At 43.9% G+C, this 24,514-nt stretch carries 12 protein-coding genes; 11 read left to right on the top strand and 1 reads right to left on the bottom strand.

What is annotated here, in order from left to right; genetic code table 11:
• Positions 1 to 46 precede the first annotated feature (46 nt).
• Complete coding sequence (locus tag RDO37_RS10740) at positions 47 to 1,432, bottom strand: DegQ family serine endoprotease (RefSeq protein ID WP_027939134.1); 1,386 nt, start codon at positions 1,430 to 1,432, stop codon at positions 47 to 49.
• 1,395 nt (positions 1,433 to 2,827) lie between these two features.
• Here RDO37_RS10740 and RDO37_RS10735 point away from each other — a divergent pair.
• From RDO37_RS10735 to murC, 11 genes are all read left to right on the top strand, one after another.
• A complete protein-coding gene (locus RDO37_RS10735) occupies positions 2,828 to 4,387 on the top strand; it encodes an ABC transporter substrate-binding protein (protein ID WP_308499081.1) in 1,560 nt (519 codons plus the stop codon).
• 1,574 nt (positions 4,388 to 5,961) lie between these two features.
• Positions 5,962 to 6,921: a 16S rRNA (cytosine(1402)-N(4))-methyltransferase RsmH gene (rsmH, locus tag RDO37_RS10730; RefSeq protein ID WP_027939132.1), complete on the top strand. Its 960-nt coding sequence runs from the start codon at positions 5,962 to 5,964 to the stop codon at positions 6,919 to 6,921.
• Positions 6,922 to 6,924: 3 nt separating this feature from the next.
• On the top strand, positions 6,925 to 8,235 hold the full coding sequence (locus tag RDO37_RS10725; protein WP_303074750.1) for a cell division protein FtsL: 1,311 nt from the start codon (positions 6,925 to 6,927) through the stop codon (positions 8,233 to 8,235).
• Positions 8,236 to 8,919: 684 nt separating this feature from the next.
• A complete protein-coding gene (locus RDO37_RS10720) occupies positions 8,920 to 10,791 on the top strand; it encodes a penicillin-binding transpeptidase domain-containing protein (RefSeq protein WP_308499080.1) in 1,872 nt (623 codons plus the stop codon).
• A gap of 257 nt (positions 10,792 to 11,048) precedes the next feature.
• Positions 11,049 to 13,823, top strand: coding sequence for a UDP-N-acetylmuramoyl-L-alanyl-D-glutamate--2,6-diaminopimelate ligase (gene murE / locus RDO37_RS10715; RefSeq protein ID WP_308499079.1), 2,775 nt, complete (start codon positions 11,049 to 11,051; stop codon positions 13,821 to 13,823).
• Positions 13,824 to 13,832: 9 nt separating this feature from the next.
• Positions 13,833 to 16,274, top strand: a complete 2,442-nt coding sequence (locus RDO37_RS10710) for a Mur ligase family protein (protein WP_308499078.1) — start codon at positions 13,833 to 13,835, stop codon at positions 16,272 to 16,274.
• Between the two features lie 194 nt (positions 16,275 to 16,468).
• Positions 16,469 to 17,551 carry a phospho-N-acetylmuramoyl-pentapeptide-transferase gene (gene mraY / locus RDO37_RS10705; protein WP_308499077.1) on the top strand — a complete coding sequence of 361 codons (1,083 nt, stop codon included), beginning with the start codon at positions 16,469 to 16,471 and terminating at the stop codon, positions 17,549 to 17,551.
• A 110-nt stretch (positions 17,552 to 17,661) separates the two neighbouring features.
• Positions 17,662 to 18,993: a UDP-N-acetylmuramoyl-L-alanine--D-glutamate ligase gene (gene murD / locus RDO37_RS10700; RefSeq protein WP_308499076.1), complete on the top strand. Its 1,332-nt coding sequence runs from the start codon at positions 17,662 to 17,664 to the stop codon at positions 18,991 to 18,993.
• A 129-nt stretch (positions 18,994 to 19,122) separates the two neighbouring features.
• Positions 19,123 to 20,286 (top strand): putative lipid II flippase FtsW, encoded by a 1,164-nt coding sequence (gene ftsW / locus RDO37_RS10695; protein WP_044121328.1) that lies wholly within the window; start codon positions 19,123 to 19,125, stop codon positions 20,284 to 20,286.
• A gap of 164 nt (positions 20,287 to 20,450) precedes the next feature.
• A complete protein-coding gene (murG, locus tag RDO37_RS10690; RefSeq protein WP_308499075.1) occupies positions 20,451 to 21,521 on the top strand; it encodes an undecaprenyldiphospho-muramoylpentapeptide beta-N-acetylglucosaminyltransferase in 1,071 nt (356 codons plus the stop codon).
• Between the two features lie 717 nt (positions 21,522 to 22,238).
• Complete coding sequence (gene murC, locus RDO37_RS10685; RefSeq protein ID WP_308499074.1) at positions 22,239 to 23,687, top strand: UDP-N-acetylmuramate--L-alanine ligase; 1,449 nt, start codon at positions 22,239 to 22,241, stop codon at positions 23,685 to 23,687.
• Positions 23,688 to 24,514 lie beyond the last annotated feature (827 nt).

Below are 24,514 nucleotides of genomic sequence, written 5' to 3'. Positions count from 1 at the left end.
CTTCTTATGAGCATGCTCTATGAGAACGAGTAACTATGCTAAAAGATTAGCCACGGATTGTTACGTAGATAGCCTGATCACCACGCTCGATGCGTAAGGCGGTTGACTTGCCCTTAGACTTGCCCATCTTCTGCTTGAGATCATTGATGTTCTTAACAGCATCGCGGTTTACAGAGGTAATAACATCACCCTTGCGCAGACCGTACTGAGCAGCTGCAGAACGTGGCTGCACCTCAGTTACCTCAACGCCACCACCATCGTGGTTGCTTAAAGTAGCACCCTCAAAGAAGGTAGAGAGCTTACCTGCATCTGAACCCTTGATCTCATCTGGCTCTTGAAGCTTAGCAGTTACAGTGAGTTCCTTGCCATCACGGAAGAGACCAATAGTAACACTGCTGTTAGCACCGATAGTTGCGATAATGGCTCTGAGCTCACCAAATGACTTAATCTTCTTGCCGTTTACAGAGGTGATGATATCGCCTGCCTTAATGCCAGCCTTAGCAGCAGCACCATCGGCCACAACCTCGTTAACAAATGCACCAGCCTTACCCTTGTAACCGAAGTTTTCTGCTAAATCTGGGGTCAGCTCAGTACCAATAACGCCTAAGGTGCCACGACGTACTTCACCGTAGTTCTTAAGCTGATCGATAACAGTCTTAACCATATCTACAGGAATGGCAAAACCAATACCGATGTTTCCTCCATTAGGGCCTAAGATGGCGGTATTAATACCCACTAACTCGCCTCTTAGGTTTACTAAGGCACCACCAGAGTTACCTGAGTTAATAGCAGCGTCAGTCTGAATGAAGTTCTCGATGTTTTCAATGTTCAGACCAGTACGGCCTAAAGCTGAGACAATACCTGATGTCACAGTCTGACCAAGGCCAAATGGATTACCAATTGCAACTACGAAGTCACCAACTTCCATATTGCCATTGGCCTCAAAAGGCAGGGCAGTTAGGTTTTCAAAATCTTTAAGCTTTAACAGAGCTAAGTCAGTGTGAGGATCAGAGCCGATTTTCTTGGCATCGTACTCACGACCATCGGACAGAGCTACACGAATCTCTGAGGCATCGTCAACCACGTGATGGTTGGTAACAATATAGCCTTCCTTGGCATCAATGATTACACCAGAGCCTAAAGCACGGAACTCTCTTTGACGGTTCTGATTGTTAAACTGAGGGAACATGAAGCGGAACTCCTCAGGGATATCAAACATAGGAGTAACCTGTTTGGTACCCTTTACGGAGATGTTCACCACTGCAGGGATAACGTTCTTTAACATTGGAGCTAATGAAGGCTCGCCTTGGGCATTCTCCATAGCGCTGATTAAAGGACGCGCATCTGCAGCAAAAGCAGTGTTAACAGAAGAAGCGACTAAGGTAAGGCCAGCAAGAGCGATGGCAGCAGCAGATAACTTTAAAGACTTCATTTTTAATTTCCCGCAAACTGATAGCACTATCAAGCAGAGTATTGGGCACTGAACTCAAGAAGATAAAGGCATTAAATATAACTCTTGAGATCACTGGCCAAAACACTGTTGATAGCTGTGATAAATCAGTGTTGTTAGCCATCAGCATAGGCTTTTGGATAACAATATTTTCTTGGGCATAAGTAGAGTAAATGACTTGACCTTGTAGTCATATTTAGGTGCTAAACGACTACTAAGAACTCAACTTATACCTAACGTGTACCTTAGTAAATGTAGTCTTGGACTTCTTTACTCTATGTGCTTAGAGCAATGTCTAATATAAGGCTACATAAAGCTATGTTTTGAATTGCCTTAAGCTTACTAGGCAAGGTGCTCTGCAGGGCACTGTGATTCAAAACTGCGGATATGATCATCATTCGGCACATGATTAATCTTATAGTGTCTTTCTTAGCAAATACTTAGCAAGATCACACTTTTTTGTTAATTAGTTATTTATTTATGTGAAAGAAAGGTAAGTAACAAAGTGGCTCAGTCTATCAAAATGGCGTAAATATCAGCTTGGAACAAGATATGTAAGACTCACTTGGCACGCTGATGTGAAGATGAAAAACTTATCTGCTTGTAAGGAGAGGCTTTCTAAAGATGCCTGCGTTTAGTTTGCAAGTATGGGATCTAACAGGCGATCTTCTTTAGTAAAGAATAATGCAAGCATACAAGGGATTTGATTAGCGATACTTGTTTTGCAGCTGATGTGTGCTTTAAGGTCGATGTGCGGGCGCTGTGAGTAAGAGGTGCTGTAGTGATGCGTAATTCAAAAAAAAAGCCCACTTTAGATTGCAGCGGGCTTTCGGCGTAAGCGAGACTTGATAACTCGCTCATAGTCACATGCTTATAATGAACTGACTTACGTGCTTTCATTGCTAACGCTAGAGATTTATTTGCTAACTATCTTTAGAGCTATTGTGTAGCTGTGGTAGTGACGGTGGATTAGTATCAAATATCCTGTAATGTGCCTACTAGATACAATATGTACAGAAAAGAGCATATATGCCCCAAAATAATGCACAGATAACCTACATCATGGTGCATAAACTTGTCTTTTGCTTATGCTTAACTGAAAATGTGTACACATCTTAACGTTCACATATCTGCAGTTTGACTGTAGCGTGGGACAACAAGTTGAGGGTCTTAACTTTATACAGATCAAAATGTCTTAATGTTTTGAGCAACATGTCGATGCCATTGATGAGCTTGTAACTTAAACAGAGTAATGATTTGTACAAAACGATCCGTCATACATCAGTCTTGATGACTGTGTTTTTGGGTATGTATGCACGCGCATGCATGTGGAATTATAAGCGGATTGATATCTACAGTCCGTATTAGGAAGTTTTTATGAAGTTCTTAAGTAAAAAGACTCTTCTTTCAGCTGCCTTAGCTGTTGTATTCGGAGCTACTTCTTTATCAGCTGTTGATGCCGCTCCACTGTCACGTAAGCCACAGGACAATGTGTTCTTTGCCACATCTACTGAGCCTTTAGGTCTTGATCCAGCATTAGTTGACGATAATGATTCTGGCAACATCAATGCTAACCTTTACGAGTCACTCTTAAAGTTCAAAGCTGACAATACCGAGATCGAGCCATGCTTGGCAGAGAGCTGGACTATCTCTGAGGACGGCACTGTATACACTTTCAAACTCCGTCAGGGCGTTAAGTTCCACGATGGCACTGAGTTTGATGCTGAGGCCGTTAAGTTCAACTTCGATCGTCAGAGCCCAGAGAACTTAGTTCCTAAGATGTCATATGCTCCACTGGTATTTGCTGGTGTAAAGAGCACTGAAGTTGTCGACAAGTACACCGTTAAGGTAACTCTTGCTGAGAGCTCCACTCCATTCCTGCGCAACATGGCCATGTGCTTTGCTGCTCCAATCGCTTCCCCAACCGCTTTAAAGAAGCACAACAATAACTTAATGGAGAACCCAGCTGGTACTGGTCCATACAAGTTAGTTGCTTGGGATAAGGGTCAGCAGCTGATCTTAACTACCAATGAAGATTATTGGGGTGCCAAGCCACCAGTGCAGAACGTTATCTACCGCATTATGAAGGAAACCTCTGCTCGTGTAGTTGCTTTAAACAACGGTGAGGCTGACATCATCAACGGTATCGATGCTAACGTTATCGACCAAATTAAGCAGGGCGGCAACGTCGTGTTTGAGGCTGAGGGTAATAACACTAACTACATGGTATACAACTGCCGTGATGGTTATTTAACTCAGGATTTAGCTGTACGTAAGGCTATTTCTCAGGCTATCAATGTTCCTGAGATGGTAGAGTCCTTATACAAGGGTTACGCTACTTACGCTCCTTCATACTTCCCAACATTCATGGCAGGTTACGACCCTAACTTAAAGGGGGCTGAGTACAACCCAGAAGCTGCTAAGAAGTTCTTTGCAGAAAAGGGCATCAAGGAGCTGACCATTCTTGCCTACTCCAACTCCCGTATCTACAACACTGTTGGTGGTCAGGTATTAGCTGAGGCTGTTCAGGCTTATTTAGCTAAGGTTGGCGTTAAGGCTAAGATCGACGTTTACGACTGGTCAACCTTCAAGTCCAAGCTCTTAACCGACAAGTGGGATCTCACCTTCATCGGTTGGATTGGTGACAATGGTGATCCTGATAACTTCATCAATATCTTCTCTTCAAGCGATCCAATCTCTAACCAGGGCTTATGGGTTAACGAAGAGTTCAATACCTTAATCAAGGATGCAACTCATGTTGCTGATGGTGAGGATCGCGTTAAGTTATACAAGCGTGCTGCTGAGATCTTAAACGAGGATTTACCTATCTTAACTATCTCCCACGCTAAGACTTTAGCTGCTCACCGTCCAAACATTTCAGGTAAGTTCACTCACCCAATTGGTCTGCAGTTCTTTAACTTAGTTGAGAAGAAGTAATTCAGACTTTATCGCTTAAGCTAGGTTATTCCTTAGCAACAGCATAATCAGGCGCGATTAATGAGCGCTTACAAAGGCAAATGAGGGCTACATTTTGTAGCAACCATTTGCCTTTTTTTATGCCTAAAAATAGCTCGGAAAATTCAACCTCATTAGGCCTATGATGATCGATAGAGATTGTTTTATAAGTATGGGGTACATGCAGAGATCATGGGTAAAGGCATAAGAAGTTGAGTGAAAGTGATTTGACTTTTTAAGAACTTAATAATTTGAGATCGCAAGATCTTATCTTTGCTATCGGCTCTGATCTTTTGATGGATAAGATCGCCACAGTTTATGTTGAGATCAGAGATGCTGCTTAGCTGTAAGTATGATCTTTTTTACTAAAGGATCGTCTCTTAGGTGTAGGTTTGTATTTGGTTATCTAAGATCTTGATTGGGAAACAGTGCTTAATAGTTTGGCGATCTACGATCTTGATTGGGAAACAGTGGTTAATAGTTTGGCGATCTACGATCTTGATTGGGAAACAGTGGTTGATAGTTTGGCGATCTACGATCTTAAACAGGGCAATTTATAAAATTTTTTTGTGACGAGATCATGGTTTTTGAAAAAAAGTTTTATGGCTTAGAAATAACCTATTGATTCTAAAATTGGTTGTTAAATAAACAATCGCAATGTATCTATGAAAGAGATATTTGATCAATTTGCGCTCAGTCAAAGATGGCGTAATTAAAGATTAATTCGCGTCAAATATGCCTTTGTTATGAAAGTAACATCAAAAATAAACTAGTGCATTTGGTCTCTATGGTGTATCTAGGAAAGTGGGCGAGTGAAAGGTTATCTCGCTCATCAGCTTCAAAATGGTATGCCTAGGTACCAAGAAATCTAGATATTGCATGCATGTTTAGGTCTCTTTTCATTGAGTTAAGTACGCGCATCAATTAAAATGCTTCATTAGAGTATGCCTAGTTTTAAAAGATACTCATACTAAGCATGGATCTTTAAGGAAAAGTGCAATTATCCTATAAGATCACGCAGCGCTTATATAAGCGATCGCGGCTCTCGTTTGCTTGTTTAAACATAATTTGAATATTGAGTGGTGTGCAACCGCTCTGACGGCTAGTTCCGTATTGGCTCAATCTTAGGAGAGAGTCTGATCTGACGATCTTATAAGATCAGACATCATGTAACGCTGTATTTAAGTAGATAAAAACGGTGATCTTTTCACGCTGAGATCTTAAGCAGCACTCAAGGTATATGGAGTAGATTGAAGGTCATTAAAGTTGGACCTAAATTTATGCCTTAGTAAACGCTACAACATTACCTTACATACTCTTCGTTAGTTGCCATGACTTCATACGTGCTTAAGCAAGTACAAGTGTCCCAAGATGAATGGATGATCAAGCTTGCTTGCCTATCTTGTGAGTAATAGCTCCGTCTTATTGCCCCTCATCTTAATCAGCAACATTTGAGTGCTGCCTTGTTCTTGTTTGTTTGCTCATTTAGTCATTGTCACTAAAAATCTTGAGCCTATGCGTAGCTATTTTTATAAGTTCTAGAAGGATACTTTGGGATGTCTGCTTTGACCCATATTCCCGTTTTGCTACATGAGTGCATGGACGGACTGAATATCAAGGCCGATGGTGTTTATATTGATGGCACTTTTGGTCGTGGTGGTCACTCAAGACAGATCCTCTCAAAGCTCGGCCCAAATGGCCGACTCATTGGTCTTGATCGTGATTTAACTGCAGTTGCAGTTGGTCGTGAGCTTGAAAAAGAAGATCCACGTTTTTCAATTATCCATACTCCATTCTCTCGTTTAGCCGATGTTTGTGAGGAGCTAGATTTAGTCGGCAAAATCGATGGTATTTTGCTTGATATCGGTGTTTCCTCGCCACAGCTAGATGATGGTCAAAGAGGTTTTTCTTTTGATAAGGAAGGCCCTTTAGATATGCGTATGGATCAATCTGCTCCTAAGTCTGCTCAGAGCGTAATCTCTGAATATGACGAAAAGCAGCTGAGCTACATCTTCAAGGTATATGGTGAAGAGCGCTTTGCTACCAAGGTAGCTCGCGCCATCGTCCGTCGCCGTGAAGAGCAGCCATTTACCAATACTAAAGATTTAGCTGCGGTGATTGCAGCAGCCATTCCAGGCAAGCCAACACCAAAGCACAAAGCAACTCGCTGTTTCCAGGCATTGCGTATTGAGGTCAACTCAGAACTTGATGAGTTAAAGCAGGCACTAAAGTCCGCAATTGGAGTGTTAGCTCCTCAAGGACGCCTGTGTGTGATCTCTTTCCACTCTCTTGAAGATCGTATTGTTAAGACCTTCTTTAGAGAGGAAAGTGAAGGTGAAAAGGTGCCATCATCAGTTCCTTTAACTAGTGCTGAGCTAGATCGTTTACGCAGACAGACTGCCACCTTAGATACAGTGGGTCATGCAATTAAAGCTTCACCAGAAGAACTTGCTCTAAACGTGCGTTCGCGTAGTGCAACTTTACGTGTAGCCGAGCGTTTGGCAGCTGGGGATTAATAGATGAATAACTTCATGCATCATAATCGTGATCGTCTTGATGATAATGAGCTCTTCTCATTAGGTTCAAGTGTTGATAGCGATAACAATGCATCCTTAATCAGCTTAGGATCTGTGGACTATACTGATAGTGCTCGTACTCAAGCCCCAAGTGTAGATAGTGGCATGGGTAAGATCGCTCAGTCAGCATCATCAGTTGCAGACCATGCTGTCTCTTCACTTGCCTCCACTTTTGCCAACCTCTTAAAGTCAGATGGCAACGAGCGTGATGCATCTTTAAACGAAGAGGATTTAAAGCTCGTTTCACACCACGATGCTTTAGATATGAAGCTTGAGAATGTAGATAGCTCCTTAAGCTTCAATGCTAATGATGATGACAATATCTTTAAGCTAGACGACAACTTTGTTTCTAACGATGAAGTTAAGTTAGCTACAGATGATGTAGCTGATGAGCTTGACGATGAGATTAGTTTAGATGGCGAGAATGCTCAAAAGAGCACTATCGACAATCTCTCTCCTGATGGTTCTTCCATTGGCAATGGTATTGAGATTACCCATTTAGGCGATAATACTGACCCTCACTCAGGTTACGTTATTTTAGATGCTGAGCAAGAGCAGCGCTATGCAAACAATCGTGAGCGTATCTCAGCTGGCGTTTCTGACATCTTAACCTTAAAGGAAGATAAACGTTCTTCAGCCATGTTCACCTTAATCGAGCGTGATTTAGGCATGATTGAAGAGCGTCGTCGTCAGAGCAATGTTTTATCTCAAGAAGAAGAGATCTCAGGCTCTGCAGAAGTTGAAGACTTTGTAACTGGCAATATCACTATTGTCGAAGAAGCTAGAATGACCGGTACCGATTCAGGTGCTCGTGTAAGTTCAGCTGCAGCTTCATCAGGCGTTAGCATTAGCGTAGAGGATGAAGATGACTTTGAGACGGTTGAGGGTGCTAATACTAAGCGCACTTATGGCAGCACCTTAACCATCTCAGATGATTACGGCACTAAGCGTGAGCAGCGTCTTTTACCAATGCTCCTTGGTGAGTTTGGCAATAACTGGCTTACTTACTCTTTAGCTATTACCGTGTGTGCATTGTGCTTGTTTAAGGTTTATCAGGTGCAAGATACTCGCGATTTAACCGCTCGCCTCAATGAGGTTCGTTTTACTAACGAAGAGCTTGAAAAGCAGCAGCTCATCTTAATTGCGCAAAAACAGCGTTTATCTGAGCATGCCTCGATTCGTACTGTGGCATCAGGTCAAATGAACATGTCCTCACCACGTACCGAAAATGAGGTGGTTATCTCCTTAAAATAAGCGTGCCTTAAAGTGCACATAAAGCAAAAAACGCAGTTGACCACATGGCCGCTGCGTTTTTTTGTGCCTATCGCTATGTGAAATTGCTTTTGCTTAGTAATGTTACTCAAACCATAAGACGTTAAGCATCCATCAAATCAGCCGTAAATTGCTCCTTCAGGAACCAAACTACTAAAATCACAGCGGCACAAGCAGTCATCTAAACTCAGTTTAGGTTTTTGACTGCTGAAAATGGCAGATATGTTGGCCTAAATGGTATTACTAATGGGCAATTTTAGCGTAATGCGTCCTATGAGCATGTTTTGCCTTATAATTCATGTTTCATCATATACCATGCCCATAGTGTGTGCGCTATGCATATAAAGGGTGACGTGAGTGTGGTGCGTTATCTGGACTAAAACTCATAGACAACTTACGTCATCTATAGCCAAGCTTACTTTAATGGCAGATTAAGCTAGCCTAAGATGTTCTTAAGCGCAGTGCTGCAGCAATTAACGAGGTCGAGCCAAGCAAGGCACAGCCTAGCTAGGCTAAGCCAAGCTTAGCCCATCAAGATAGGCATGCTAACTTAGCATGCTTGTGTGAGCCTTGGTAAACTAGATGCGCTGCCAAGCTTTGCCTAGATGCACGTGGCATGTTGCTTTATGGTGTGATATTGCAATCGTTTCTTTATCGGATAAGCATATGTCGTTGTTTAACTTCATGTCTAAATTAAAAGCTGGAGCTTTGTCTAAAGGCGGCCGTAGCGCAAATGCACGTCGTCAAGGTAGACAGGGGCAGTCTTTTAACAATTCGCTATCCGTTAGCAACGAAGTGTCTGCACTGAATAAAGAAGTAGATCTTGCAGAGGGTAGTGAGCAGGGTAGTAGTCAGTATTACAAGCTGACATTTTTTAGAATCACCATCATCTGGATAGTTATATTTGCTTCCATCTCTTTGTTAGTGGGACGACTGATGTGGATTCAGATCATTAATCCTGAGCGTCTCATTAAAGAGGGTGAAAGCCGCACTATTCGTCATTATGTCAATGAGCCAGCTCGCGGTCTGATTACTGATCGTAACGGCAAGATCTTGGCTCTTTCTGTGCCTTCAAAGTCTGTAGTGGCAGATGCCAAAATCTTAAATGACAAAAAGGTTACCCATAACGCAGAACTGCTGCGAAAGATCGCATCCATCTTAGAGATTGATCCTAAAGAGCTCTTTGATAAGATTTCCAATGAAGAGCGTCGTTATGTGCGCTTAAAGCAATACTTGATGCTCAATAAGGCTCGTGAGTTAGAGCGTTTAGATGTGCCTGGTCTGACCATCTCCGATAACTACCAGCGTTATTACACAACTGGCCCTGTTAATGCCCACTTAGTTGGCTTTGTTAATAGTGAAGGTAATGGTGTATATGGTATTGAAGCAAGCTTTAACGAGTTCTTATCCTCATCACCATCTAAGGTTAAGGCCAAAAAAGATCTTGAAGGCCATGTAATTGAAAACTTAGGCGTGGTCAAAGAGGGTAAAGTTGGTGGTAACCTTGTCTTAAGCGTAGATGACCGTCTGCAAACCTTTGCCTATGAGGCATTAGAAAAGACCGTTAATAAGTTTCAGGCTGAATATGCATCAGCTGTCATGATGGATGTTAAGACTGGTGAAGTTATGGCTATGGTTAACTTCCCAAGCTTTGATCCAAATGATCGTTCGGTCTTTAACGCATCTTTAGCACGTAACCGTACCATTACCGATACCTTTGAGCCTGGTTCTACCATTAAGCCAATTATCGCTTTAGGCGCCTTAGAGTCAGGCATGGTTACTTGGAACGAGACTTTTGATACCCATCCATATGTTGTAAATGGCAAGAGAATTACTGATAGCCATAAGATGGATAGCGGTAAGCTCTTTGACATCTTAGAGCATTCTTCCAATATTGGTATGGCGCATATTGGTCAGCGTATTGGTCAAGGCCCAATGATTTCCATGCTGGAGCGTTTTGGCTTTGGCTCAAATACTAACTCAGGTCTTGCTGGTGAGGTTAATGGCAATATCTACGCTAACCGCACATTCTGGTCTGAGATCGATAAGGCTACTTTTGCTTATGGTTACGGTTTAACTGTGACTTCGCTGCAGTTGGCCTCTTCTTATGCAACCTTAGCAAATTACGGTGCCAAGGTACCAGTTAGTATTTTAAGAACGGTTGAAACTCCAAAATATCAGCAGGTTGCTAATATTACTGAAATCCGTCGCATGCATACTGCGCTCAAGGGCGTAGTTGATCGTGGCTCTGGTCGTCGTGCTGCCATTACCCGCTATAACATTGCAGGCAAGACTGGTACTGCCCACATTGCGCGTGACGGTACCTACGCCAATGAGTACGTATCCTCATTCGTAGGTTTTGGACCGCTTTCAGATCCTCGTTTTGCCTTGGTTATTGTAGTCTTTAGACCTCAAGCAGTAAGTTATTTCGGTGGTGCCGTAACTGGTATGGCATTCAATGAAATCATGACCAAAGCTCTACAGCTGTATAACATTCCTCCAGATAAGACTGAAGAGGAGCTTGCAAAGCTTGAGTAATCAAGGTCTTTATGCCGCTTATAAGATAAGCTTGCATAAGCGGAAGATAAGGCAGCAAAAGCGGTTAAAATATGCTGTTGCACAAAACAAATTTAAATTATCCTCGCTGAGCTATTAGTAACTTAGTTTGGATTGATTGTATGAGGCAAACTTAAGCTATGGTTTGTCTTGCAAAGAATTAAGCTGTAGTTAATAGGATAGGGACTAAAGTTCTTATTCTTCTGCAGGCCGAAAGGCGCATTGATTGGAATCGTTGTATGAAGTTTGAAGGTACTCTTGCTAGTGTATGCGACTACTTGGAGATTTCTCAGGTTTTCAATGAGCGTGTGCGCGAGTTCTTACCTCGTATCGTAGTTACTGGTATTGAGTGCGACTCTCGTCGCGTCACTAAGGGCACCATCTACTACGCTAAAAAGGGTGCGCACTATAATCCTTTTGATCACATTGAAGAGATCAAGCAAAAGGGTGCAGTTGCGATTTTGATTGATGCTCCTGAAGATCAAGTCAGCGGTTTTCCTTTAGAGACTATCGATGCAGACAAGGCTGCTGCAGGTGAGGCTTTAAAGTCTAGTAATTACGAGCCGAATACTGAGACTAAGGATACTTTATCTCGTCTCAAGCGCTCTGGTTATTGCGTCATTAACAAGTATCAGTCTAATCAGGATTTAGCTGTAAGCGACTATCATGCAACTGATGATAGTGAAGAGGCTCGTATCATTGCTGAGGCTAAGATGCTGCGCATTGTGCTACCTCGTGGCAAGAGCCTGTCAGGTTTAGCTGGCTTTATCTATGGTAATCCATCTGAGAAGTTACGCCTCATCGGTGTTACTGGCACTAATGGCAAGAGCACTATTACTAACTTGATTGCTCAGATGCTTAATAAGTGTGGTCACAAGTGCGCAGTATTTGGCACCTTAGGTTATGGTTTTGTCGATAATCTCCAAAAGTCAGCCAACACCACCATGGATGCTATTTCTCTGCAGCGTGAGCTCGCTAGCTTTGTTGAGCAAGGTGCTGATTATGCGGTGCTTGAGGTGTCATCGATTGGCTACTGTGAAGGTCGCGTAGCAGGGCTATCTTTTTATGCTGGTGCTTTTAGTAACCTTAGCCGTGATCATCTTGATTATCACGAGACTATGGAAGATTACTTCTGCTCTAAGCTCAACTTCCTGCGCACCATTCCTCCTGCTCGTTTAGTCTTAAACTGCAAGAATGATGTGGGTAAGCGCTATGCTGAAACCATCTCAGGTGCTTATCAGGTTAACTTAGGTCTTGATGATGTACCAAAGAGCTTGAGCCATATGCTTAACATTAAGCGTGTTTCATTCAAGCCATCTTCTTTAGAGTTACTCATCAACACTTCAGAGAAGAAGACTTCTCGTACTAATTTGAACTTGCTCGGCTACTTCAATGCAGAGAACTATGCTGTAGCTTTAGGTGTGCTTTTATCTATGGGTTACGACATCAAGCATTTGATGCGTATTACTCCTGAGTTAAAGCCAATCACTGGTCGTATGGAGTGCTTTAGTGGCGCTGATAAACCACGTCTGATTGTTGATTATGCTCATACTCCAGATGGTGTAGAACAGGCTTTAAAGGCTGCACAGTACCATAATCAAGGTGAGGGTCGTATCTTCTCTATCGTAGGTTGTGGTGGCGATCGTGACAGTGGCAAGCGTCCTTTAATGGCCATGAAAGCCTCTGTATACTCCGATTACGCTATTTTCACTGCTGATAATCCACGTTCTGAGCCATTAGATCTCATTATCGATGACATGATGATGGCGATCGACAGTAACGCCGCTGAAGGCGCAGTTCGTAAGGCTGAAGATCTTTACGATAACTTAAAGCTCTTTGTTAATGACCTGATTGTGACTAAGAAGGCCGACAAACTTGGTCTTTTAAGCCCAAATCAGTTATCTAAGGTTAAAAGCGCCATTGATGGTACCTTACTTACTGAGGTTAAAAACAGCTTTAAGCTCATCGAGCAGTTTGATCAACAAGAAAATGCTATCGATGGCTTTAGCTCCGAGGGCGTGTTCTTAAAGGCCATTTCTGTCTTTGAAAAGGCTGTAGCTAAGCTTAAAGAAGTATTTAGCTTTGAAGAGTACGATGACATTCGTATCAAGTCCGATAAGAGCATTGTTAACGTAGAAGAGCGAGCTGATTACTATGAGGCGCATAAGGAAAGCTTTGCTATTCCTGCCATGCTGCCTCCAGCATCTCGAGCAGATCGCAATGTCATCATCGTACATGACCGTTATCAGGCCATTCGTTTTGCTTTTGAGCATGCCAACAAGAATGACTGCGTAGTCATTGCTGGCAAGGGTCATGAGGATTATCAAATCTTCCCAGATAAGACTATCAACTTCTCAGATCGTGAGATTTGCTGTGAGCTCTTAGGCATTAAGCAAGATACCAAGACAAACAGCAACTCAGACAAGCCAGCCAAACAGTCCAAAAAGCCAGTCACTAAGGCAAAGGCCAAGGCATCTTCAACCAAGGCAACTGCAGCCAAGAAGCCAGCTACCAAGGCCGCTTCAACCAAGGCAACTGCAGCCAAGAAGCCAGCTACCAAGGCCGCTTCAACCAAGGCAACTGCAGCCAAGAAGCCTGCAGCCAAGGCCGCTTCAACCAAGGCAACTGCAGCCAAGAAGCCTGCAGCCAAGGCAGCTTCAACCAAGGCTACCGCAGCCAAGAAGCCAGCAACCACAAAGGCAGCTTCAACCAAGTCAACTGCAGCCAAGAAGCCTGCCACCAAGACTGCTTCAACCAAGGCAACTGCAGCCAAGAAGCCAGCCACCAAGACCGCTGCAAGCAAAGCAACTGCAGCCAAGAAGGTAGCCACTACCAAGGCTGCTGCAAGCAAGGCAACTGCAGCAAAGAAGACAACAGCCACTAAGGCTACTACAGCTAAGAAGCCTGTAACTAAGGCAAGTGCCTCTAAGAATTCAGTAAAGTCAGCAGCTAAAACTGCTGCACGCAAAGCAGCTCCAAGCGCTAAAAAGAGCACTTCAGAGAGCAGCAAATAGGGATTGAATATGATTGCTTTTGCTATTCATGAGTTATTGCGACTTGCTCAAGGCGAGCTGCACATAGGAACAAAGGCTGCCCAAGAGGGTATGGATAGAAACCAAGTAATTGAGTTTGTATCCACTTCTTCAAAGGACATTAACAACGATAAAACCTTGTTTGTTCCTTTAAAGGGTGAGCGTTTTGATGCCCACGATTTCATCGGTGATGCTATTTCAAATGGCGCAAAGATTATTGCCTCATCTCGTAGTATGGATGAACTTAAGGCATCATTAGGCGATGACGCTTCAAAGCTTGATGAGGTCATGGTCTTAGAGTGTAAAGACACCTTACGTTTGCTAGGCTTAACTGGCCAGATCGTGCGTTGCAAAGCAAAAGCATTAGTCTGCGCAATTACTGGTTCTTGCGGTAAGACCACCGTTAAAGAAATGACTGCGTCAATCTTAAGCGAGCTTGGTAAGACACTTTATACCGAAGGTAACTTCAATAACGATGTGGGTGTTCCTTTAACCTTACGTCGTTTAGATGATTCTTATGACTTTGCAGTAATCGAGCAGGGTGCTAGCCATCTTGGCGATATTGAGCGTACCTGTGAGTTTGTAAAGGCTCAATACGCACTCATCACCAATGTAGGCGAGGCTCATATTATGGGCTTTGGTTCACGTGAGGGTGTATATAAGGGCAAGTCAGAAATCTTAGATAGCCTCTTTGATCGTTACCGTCTACCTGAGCAATATGAGCCATATGATGCTGAGGCTGCTGCTAAAGCATATGTTGATGGCATTAAGGCAGCTCGTGAGCGTACCTTACATCAAAAGGGCTCTTCATCTGTTGAAGACGTAATCTCTCGTGCCGCAGCTCACGCAACTGAGTTTTCAAAGAAAGGCGGTTTCCCAACTTCAACTCCACCAGTAATGAGCATGGGTCATGGCCATGGCATGCCTCACGGCCATGGAGGTGGTCACCCAGGTGGTCACCCACCAATGGGGCACCCAGGCGGCCATCCTCATATGGCTGGACATGGTGGTGGCTGTCCTATGGGCCATGGTCACGGCGGTGGTCATCCACCAATGGGCCATCCAACCGGTCACCCACATATGGGCGGACATCCAGGTGGCCATGAGGGCGGTTGTCCAGTTGACCATAGCAAGATGGCAGGTCATCCACATGCAGGTGGTCACCCACATATGGGCGGTCATCCAATGGGACATGCAGCTGGCCATGAGGGCGGTTGCCCAGTTGACCATAGCAAGATGGCAGGTTATCCACATGCAGGTGGTCACCCACATATGGACGGTCATCCAATGGGACAAGCAGGTGGCCATGAGGGCGGTTGTCCAGTTGACCATAGCAAGATGGCTGGTCATCAACATGCCGGTGGCCATCCTCATGCAGGTGGTCACCCACATATGGGCGGTCATCCAATGGGTCATCCAGGTGGCCATGAGGGCGGTTGCCCTGTGCATGGTCATAAGGCTGATATGCTGCCGGCAGGACATCCAAAGATCGATTTAACCAAGATCATGGGCGCTCATGGTGCTGATGATGCTGGTATTGCCGCAGCTGCTGCAGCTGCTGGTTGTCCTTTCCATTCTGGAAATATGGGCAAGAGTGCCTATGAGGCTCCTAAGGCACCAAAAGCTCCTAAGCACTCTAACAAGCCATGTGCACAGATAGAGCCTTATGCCGAGCCTGGAACCGCCATTGTTCCAAGTGATAGCGAGTGGTTTGCCTCTTGGAAGCGTGACTACGAAGCTTATATGAAGGCAGGTCGTTTACTGTCATTTGGCGAGTCTGATGAGTCAGACATGCAGGTAAGTGAGATTGAGGCTAGCACTAATGGTTTAAGCTTCAGACTGCATAGCAATGATGAGCGCTTTAAGATTGATGAGAAGATCACCATCAATGCTTTAGGCCGTCATAACGCCATTAATGCAGCCGGTGCGGCTTTACTATCCATGGTCATGGGTGCTAAAGCTAGCGATGTAGTTGCAGGTCTTAGCAATACGCAAAATATGAAGGGACGTTTAACCCCAATTGAGGTCAATGACTCTTTGACTTTAATTGATGATGCTTATAACGCCTCATACAATGCAGTAATTGCAGCAGTTGATACTTTAAGCACCTTTAATGGCTCTAAGGTGCTAGTCTTTGGCGATATGGGTGAACTTGGCAATGCTGAGGTTGAGTTACACGCAGCTGTTGGCGCTCATGCTAAAGACAAGATCGATCAGCTCTTATGTATTGGTCCGCTCTCACAGTACTCAGTAAAGGAAATGAGACGTAATGCGTTGCACTTTACTGATCACGATACGTTAATTACCTTCTTGAAGAACTACCTTAAAGAAAAAGCTGAGCAACATGAGCATACTACCTGTTTGGTAAAGGGCTCTCATGCTATGCAAATGGACAAGGTAGTATCAGCACTTAAAGATTACACCGAGCTCTAGTATTTGAGCTTGTGTACACAAGAGGCCCTGCTATATGCAGGGCTTCTTTATGAATATAGGACTTAGGGATAGTACAACGGCAAGTTAACGACCAGAGTACTTAAATTAAGAGCAGCCTGACTTGATGTTAAGTTATTTTGTCAGAGCTGCGCTACTGAGCGTCGAGCTGTCAGCTCGATAGTGGAGAACTAAACATGCTCATTATGCTCGCTGAATGGCTAAGCCAATATGTGCCAGCTTTTCGCGTTTTTGAATACTTAACCTTTAGAGCAGTGTGTGCCTTGCTTACTGCATTGACCATTTCTTTATGGCTTGGTCCAAAGACTATTGAACGTCTGCAGATGTTGCACTTTGGTCAGGTAATTAGAAAGGATGGCCCTGAGAGCCATCTTAAGAAGCAGGGTACCCCAACTATGGGTGGTATCTTGATTAACTCCACCATCATGCTGACCATTTTATTATGGGCTCATTTAGACAATATTTATGTGTGGTACACCTTAGTTACAGTCTTAGGCTATGGCCTCATTGGTTTTGCTGATGACTACTTAAAGGTAGTACGCCATGACCCACAAGGCTTGAGAGCTAAGTACAAGTATTTCTGGCAATCAGCTATCGCCTTAGGCTTAGGCTGCTGCATTTATGGCTTTGCTCAGTCTCCAGCTGAGACCACCTTAGTAGTGCCTTTCTTTAAAGAGTTCATGCCTGATATTGGCTTCCTTATCATTCCTCTGGCTTACTTTGTAATCACTGGTTCATCTAACGCGGTTAACTTAACCGACGGTTTAGATGGTCTGGCTATTTTGATTACCATTACTGTAGCAGCAGGTTTGGGCATCATCGCTTGGGCTACTTCAAACTATAACTTTGCACAGTACCTATACATTCCTCATGTGCCTTTAGCATCTGAGTTGGTAATTGCTTGCGTGGCTATCATCGGAGCTGGTTTAGGCTTCTTATGGTTTAACACCTACCCAGCTGAGATGTTCATGGGTGATGTAGGTTCCTTATCTTTAGGCGCTACATTAGGTATCATTGCTGTGCTCATTCGTGAGGAGTTCTTACTCTTCATTATGGGTTTCATCTTTGTTGCCGAGACCTTAAGTGTTATTTTACAGGTTGGTTCATTCCGCCTGAGAGGTACTCGTATTTTCCGTATGGCTCCAATCCACCACCACTTTGAAAAGGGTGGCTGGCCAGAGCCTCGCGTGATCATCCGCTTTTGGATTATCACTATCATCTTAGTACTCTTAGGCTTAGTAACCTTAAAGTTACGTTAAGCCAGATAAATGAGATTGGTTTTTGTTACTTTAGACCATGGCCAGATTAGGGCCATGGGATAAGTTAATCTTTATGTCATAGGCGCTCACAAGTGGAGCGGAGATTCAAAATGGACAAATTTCAGGGTAAAAAGGTTGCAGTTGTAGGTCTTGGTATCTCCAACATTGCTGTGATTTCATATCTGCTCAAGCACGACTTAAAGCAGCTGTCAGTTTTTGATACCCGTCCAAATCCACCACATGCTGAGGAAGTACCTCGCGGTGTTGATATCAACTTTGGTCCTTTAAACGCTGAGCACTTAAGCTCTTATGACATGTTAGTGGTAAGCCCTGGCTTATCCATCAACACCAAGGAGATTAAGGCAGCTTCAGATGCAGGTGTCGAGGTAGTAGGCGACGTTGAGCTATTTGCTCGTGAGGTTAAAGCTCCAGTAGTTGCAATTACTGGTTCTAATGGCAAGTCCACTGTAACCGCTTTAGTTAGCTACATGTTTGAAAAGGCCGGAATCAAGGCAGCAATCGGAGCTAACTTTGGTAATGCCGTCTTTGACATTCTTTCAGATAGCAATGAGGCCTATGTTTTAGAGCTGTCATCTTTTGAACTTGAGACCACCTCAAGCTTAAAGCTTGCTGCCTGTGTAAATCTCAACGTATCTGAAGATCACCTTGATCGTTATGATGGTGATATTGAGAAGTATGCTGAGGCTAAGCGCCGTATCTTTGCCCACTGCGAGAAGATTATCGTTAACCGCGATGATAAGCGTACTTATCCAATCAAGGATGAAGAGAAGCAGCATATCTACTCTAGCTTTGGCCTAAATAATCAAGAGTATGGTCGTGAGGTTACTGAAAACACCGTGTACCTGTGCGTAAACGGTGAGCGCATTATGGATGCTCGTGACCTTATTATCTGCGGTACTCACAATGAGTTAAATGCATTAGCTGCTATGGCTTTAGCTGATGCAGCTGGTATTCCTCGTGATGTACAGATTCAGGCCTTAAAGACCTTCAATGGTTTAGAGCACCGTTGTCAGTTAGTGCGCATCCTTGAGGGTGTTTCTTACTATAACGACTCTAAGGCTACTAATGTTGCATCTGCAGAGGCAGCTATTACTGGTCTGAGCTCACGTCACAAGAATGGCATCTTGCTCCTGGCAGGCGGTATTGGTAAGGGTCAAGACTTTAGCCCATTAAAGCGCTATTTAGGCAAGGAGATTAAGAAAGTCTTCTGCTTTGGCCGTGATGCCGATAAGCTCTTAGCTTTAGATAAAGAGCGCTGTGTGAGCGTTATGAATATGCGTCAGGCCCTGCGCATGGCAAGTGAAGAGGCTAGCGATGGTCAGGCTATTTTATTAAGCCCTGCATGCGCCTCTTTAGATCAGTTCAAGGGTTTTGATGAGCGCGGCCGCGTCTTCGTTGACTTAGTTAATTCCATCAAGTAATCAAGCTTAAGCTTAGGCTAGTATCACTTAGCCATTTAAGCTTGATGTGCTATCTAGCTGTCTTTTTAGATATGGCTAGATAGTAGTCGTTCTCCTATACTGCTTTGCCTCTAGATAGGTGCTATAGCCATGTCAGAACATAAGTTCAAGATTGATCAACACACTAAACACGTCGTGCACTTCGATCGCGTCATTATCTTTACTGCGTTGTTGCTGATCTTGATCTCTATCGTGCTGATTTCATCTGCTTCAGTACAAGAGGCATTTACCACTAAAGGTGACTCTTACTATTATTTCAAGCGTCAATTAGTCTTCGTCTCCGTGGCTGTAGTATGGGGGCTATTGATGACATCAATCCCCTCCAAAGCGTGGTTTGATGCGGCCTTGCCCTTGCTAGGTATAGCCTTGTTCTTGATGGTGCTAGTGCTCATCATAGGACGTGAGGTTAATGAGGCTAAGCGCTGGATTGCTATAGGACCAATTAATTTACAGCCGGCAGAAATCTTGAAGCTAGTGTGGATTATTTACTTCTCTAGCTATGCTAGCCGTAAGATTGAGATGGTGCGTCACGAGAAAGCAGGCTTTATTAAGCCAATGATGTTCTTAGTGGGTATTTCATTCTTACTCTTGCTGCAGCCAGACTTTGGTTCCTTAGTAGTAGTGACCGCCATTACTTTCGGTATTTTGTTTGTAGCTGGTGCAGGTCTATTAAAGTATCTAATTACACTGTGCTTTGTGGCTGCAGCTGGCGGCCTTATGATTATCTTCCAGCCGTACCGTATTGCACGTGTGACCTCCTTCTTAGACCCATGGCAAGACCGCTTTGGCTCTGGCTATCAGCTTACCCAATCTCTAATGGCATTCGGTCGAGGTGGTTTAACTGGCGACGGTATTGGTAACTCTATCCACAAGTTAGGTTATTTGCCTGAGGCTCATACTGACTTCATCACTTCAATCTTGGGTGAAGAGTGTGGCTTTATTGGCGTATGCTTTGTGATTTTCTTAGAGTTCATCATTGTGACAAAGGCTATTATCTTAGCCACACGCATTTTACGTCAGAGAGCTCAGTTCCAAGGCTATGTGGCCTTTGCGATTGGTTTATTCTTCTGTTTGCAGACTGTAATTAACATCGGTGCAGCCTCAGGTGGTCTGCCAACTAAAGGTCTGACATTGCCATTAGTATCTTATGGTGGTTCATCCTTGGTAGTCTGTATTTGGGCAGTGGCCATACTTTTGCGCATCGATTATGAATGGCGTACAGAACAGCTTGGCGAGTTTAAATACAATAATTAGCTGGTATAGGCGAGCCTAAGTAATACGCAGCAAGTTTGGCTCTTAATTGAAGCTGTAGAAGTAATTGTCTAAGTCATATTGCTACAGTAAGAATTATGGATACTTAACTGAGTGGCACTTATCTAAGGTAAGTGAAAATTAGGACAAAATCATTAGAGGGTACTATGAGCAAGAGAGTTTTAGTCATGGCTGGCGGCACCGGCGGCCATGTATTCCCTGCAATGGCTATCGTAAAAGAGCTGCAGTCACGTGGCCATACTGTTGAGTGGCTCGGTACCCGTGGCCGTATTGAAGAGCGTGTAGTGCCAGCTGCAGGCATTAACATTCACTATATTGATGTCAAAGGTGTGCGTCGTAACGGCATTATGTCTTTGTTAAAGGCTCCGTTTATGGTGATGCATGCTGTATCTCAGGCCAAGAAAGTCATTAAAGAGTTTAAGCCAGATGTGGTTATTGGCTTTGGTGGCTATGCTTCAGGACCAGGTGGTGTTGCAGCCTCTTTAAGTGGCATTCCGCTTATTTTGCATGAGCAAAATGCAGCTGCAGGCTTAACCAACCGTTTGTTATCCCGCTTTGCCTCTAAGATCTTACTCGGCGTGGGCAATGCCTTTAATGGCCCAAAAGTAGAAAGTGTAGGTAATCCTGTACGTTCTGAGATTCTTGCCTTGCATAGTCAAGAGCGCAGCTTTGAGCGCGAGGATGGTAAGACTCGCATCTTGGTAATTGGCGGTTCATTAGGCGCAGTTGCTTTAAATAAAGCGGTGCCAGCAGCTTTAGAAGGCTTTAATGACAATGAGGTTAGTGTCTTCCATCAGTGTGGTAAAGACCGCTCAGAGGAAACAGCTCAGCTCTACAAGAATGTAAAGTGCGAGTTTGTAACTTCAGACTTTGTTGAGGATATGGCCTCTGCCTATCGTAATGCCGACTTAATCATCTGTCGTGCGGGCGCTTCTACTGTCTCAGAGGTGAGTGCAGCAAAGCTACCTGCTATCTTTGTTCCGCTGCCAACTGCTGTAGATGATCATCAGACCAAAAATGCCCAGTCTTTAGTGTCAGTTGGCGCAGCAAAGCTGCTTCCACAGTCTGAGCTTACAAGTGAGGCTCTCCATCAGCTGATCGTAGAGCTAAGAAATCCTCAGGTTCTCAAGGCTATGTCCGAGGCTGCTGCAAAAGCTGCCAAGCTTGATGCAACCACTCGTGTAGCTGATATTGCTGAAGAGCTCGCCAACAAGTAGAGCCAACTAAACAGCTCTTAGTGCTGAGCTGCAATGACAGAGTCTTTTGGCGCACTGCGCAGCGTTATGCCTATGTCTTATTGCGTGCCCTGCTTGTAGCATGCAAGTCTATTGCACCCCCAGCTTGTTGCATGCAAGTCTATTGCACACCCAGCTTATTAGCTGGGTTTTGCTTATATATGCTGTCAAAGACATCCATTCTTAACGTCTTTATGGATTTGCTGTTAATTGCTCTCGTTTTGGGGCTGTGCATGGCATAAATAATGAGGGTGAATTAACATGGCATTTGTCAGTTAGGCAATTTTAGACTAAGATCATAGTTTTGCTTTTCTATTCACTAAAGGCACTTGTCGAAAAGAAATCAGCAGTGAAAGCGCTTGTAGATACGGTTTTAATAGTGTTTATGCGTGGGCGGTGTAAGGCATTTTATAGACCTTATATTGCTGGTTGGATTTCGACAGTTGCTTTAAAGGTTAGTAGCGCTTTTATTACTAACGGCTAAGTTACGATACTTACAGTGAGTGCTTGGCATATTTTGCTTGTTTGTCTAGCAACTACTCTTTAGTCTCACGATGTTAATCTGTGGCAAAAAACTAGGATGTTCGCTGTCTAAAGTAGCGATTATGAGTTTTCCTAGTACATGGGATATAAGTTACTAATACTAACGCGCTAGCCATTGCTTAAATTTTTATAAGGCTGAGATAGCCTGAGATTGTTATGAACAAAATGCCTAATTTTGAAAAGGTTCCTCATATGCACAAGGTGCGTCGCATCCATTTTGTTGGTATTGGCGGCTCAGGCATGTGCGGTATTGCTGAAGTATTAAAAAATGAGGGTTATGAGGTCTCAGGCTCTGACATTGCAGATGGCAAGGTTACACAGCGTTTAGCCTCTCTTGGTATTAAAATTTTTATTGGCCATAAGGCAGAAAATATCGAGGGTGCTTCGGTCGTGGTGGTATCTTCTGCTATCCACAAGGGTAACCCTGAAATCGATGCAGCCGTTGAGCGCCGTATCCCTGTGGTGCGCCGTGCCGAGATGTTAGGTGAGTTAATGCGTTACCGTTACGGCATTGCTGTAGCAGGTACTCATGGTAAAACCACTACTACCTCATTAATCTCCTCTATCTTTGCTGAAGCTGCAATGGATCCAACTTTCGTTATTGGAGGACTGCTCAACTCAGCTGGCACAAATGCACGCTTAGGCACAAGCCGCTTCTTAATTGCTGAGGCAGATGAGTCTGATGCTTCATTCTTACATCTGCAGCCAATGTTAACTGTAGTTACCAATATCGAGCCAGATCATCTTGAGACCTACGACGGTGACTTTAATAAGTTAACTGATACCTTTGTACAGTTCCTGCACAACTTACCATTCTATGGCGTGGCTGTAGTTTGTATTGATGATCCAACTGTAGAGAGCATTATTCCAAGAATTGGTCGTCAAGTAATTACTTATGGCGTTAGTGAGAAAGCTGACTTACAGGTCACTAACTTCATTCAGATGGCGGCAGGCTCATTGTTTACTGTCAAGCGTAAGAATGGTAATGATCTAAATGTGAAGCTGCCTTTGCCAGGACTTCATATGGCCAAAAATGCTACAGCCGCGATCGCTGTGGCGCTTGAAGAAGGCATTGAAGAGAAGTTTATCTTAAGTGCTTTAGAACATTTTGAAGGTGTAGGTCGTCGCTTCCAGCGTTATGGCAGATACTTAGCTCCTAAGGGTCTAGTTAGCATTGTCGATGACTACGGGCATCACCCATCAGAGGTTAATGCAACGATTAAAGCAATTCGTGAGGGTTGGCCAACAAGACGCTTGGTTATGGTATTCCAGCCTCACCGCTATAGCCGTACCCGTGATCTCTATGAAGACTTTGTAAAGACTTTACAGCAGGTAGATGTGCTTATCTTAGTTGAGGTTTACTCTGCTGGTGAGTCTAAAATTCCTGGTGCTGATGGTCGTCATCTGTGTCACTCCATCAGATCTCAAGGTCGCATTGAACCTCACTTTGTTGAGTCTGTTCAAGAAGTGCCTGAGCTGTTAGATGCATTGTGTGAAGAGGGCGATATTGTGCTTACTCAAGGTGCAGGCAATGTAGTTCAGGTTGCAGGTATGCTGACACAGCGTTGGGATAAGTCAGATCGCGATTTTATTAAGAAAGCCTAAGCATTATTTTCAATGCTGATAGTGAATGATGGGTGCTAAAAAGAATCTTGTTTAGCATCCAATCTTGCGTTTTTGTTTGTTTGCCATATATCATTCACTATAGTGCAATGTTTAGGTGTTAACCTACAGTTAAGTAGTTTCAGTATTTAGGAACGGCAAAGTGGCGATAGGAAAGCAGCGTTCACGCAGACGTAGAAGTAGAGCAGGATTTATCTTGTCTGTGCTCTTCTTTGTAGGCTTTCTCTTAGTCTCTATCAAAGGATATGAGCTACTCTTTGACTACGCTAAGTCAGAGCAGACTTTTCCGATTTCTCGTGTCACTGTTGAAGGTGAGTTTGAGTTTCTAACTAAAGAAGAGATCATTGATACTGTAGCTAAGATAGCTGCCGGTAAGAACTTGGTAGCGCTGGATCTAGCTCCTGTGCATAATGCTTTATTGCGTATGCCGTGGGTGAGCAAGGTTTCAGTAAGAAAGAAAATGCCTGACACTTTAAGCGTGGTGATTGAAGAGCATCACGCCTCAGCACGCTGGCGAAACTCAGGATATTACGATGCGCTTAGTGAAAGCGTGTTCTATCCTGATATGCAAAGATTTAATTTGCCATTAGTTACCTTAAGTGCGCAGCATGACACATTGGCCGCTGGTTTATATGCACATGCCGCGAAGTTTATTGAGATGACTAAGGGCACACAATATATGATTCGCGAAGTGCACTTAGATGCAACGCGCGGCTATCGTATATTACTTGAGGGAGATGTTTGGCTTATCTTAGGTCGTGCCGCGACAGGTCGCGGAGATCGGAAGAGCACACGTCTGAACTCCAGTC

Origin of the sequence: uncultured Anaerobiospirillum sp. (assembly GCF_902485895.1) — a bacterium.
GTDB classification, from domain to species: Bacteria; Pseudomonadota; Gammaproteobacteria; order Enterobacterales; family Succinivibrionaceae; genus Anaerobiospirillum; species Anaerobiospirillum succiniciproducens.
This window is presented reverse-complemented; position numbering and strand designations above follow the sequence as displayed.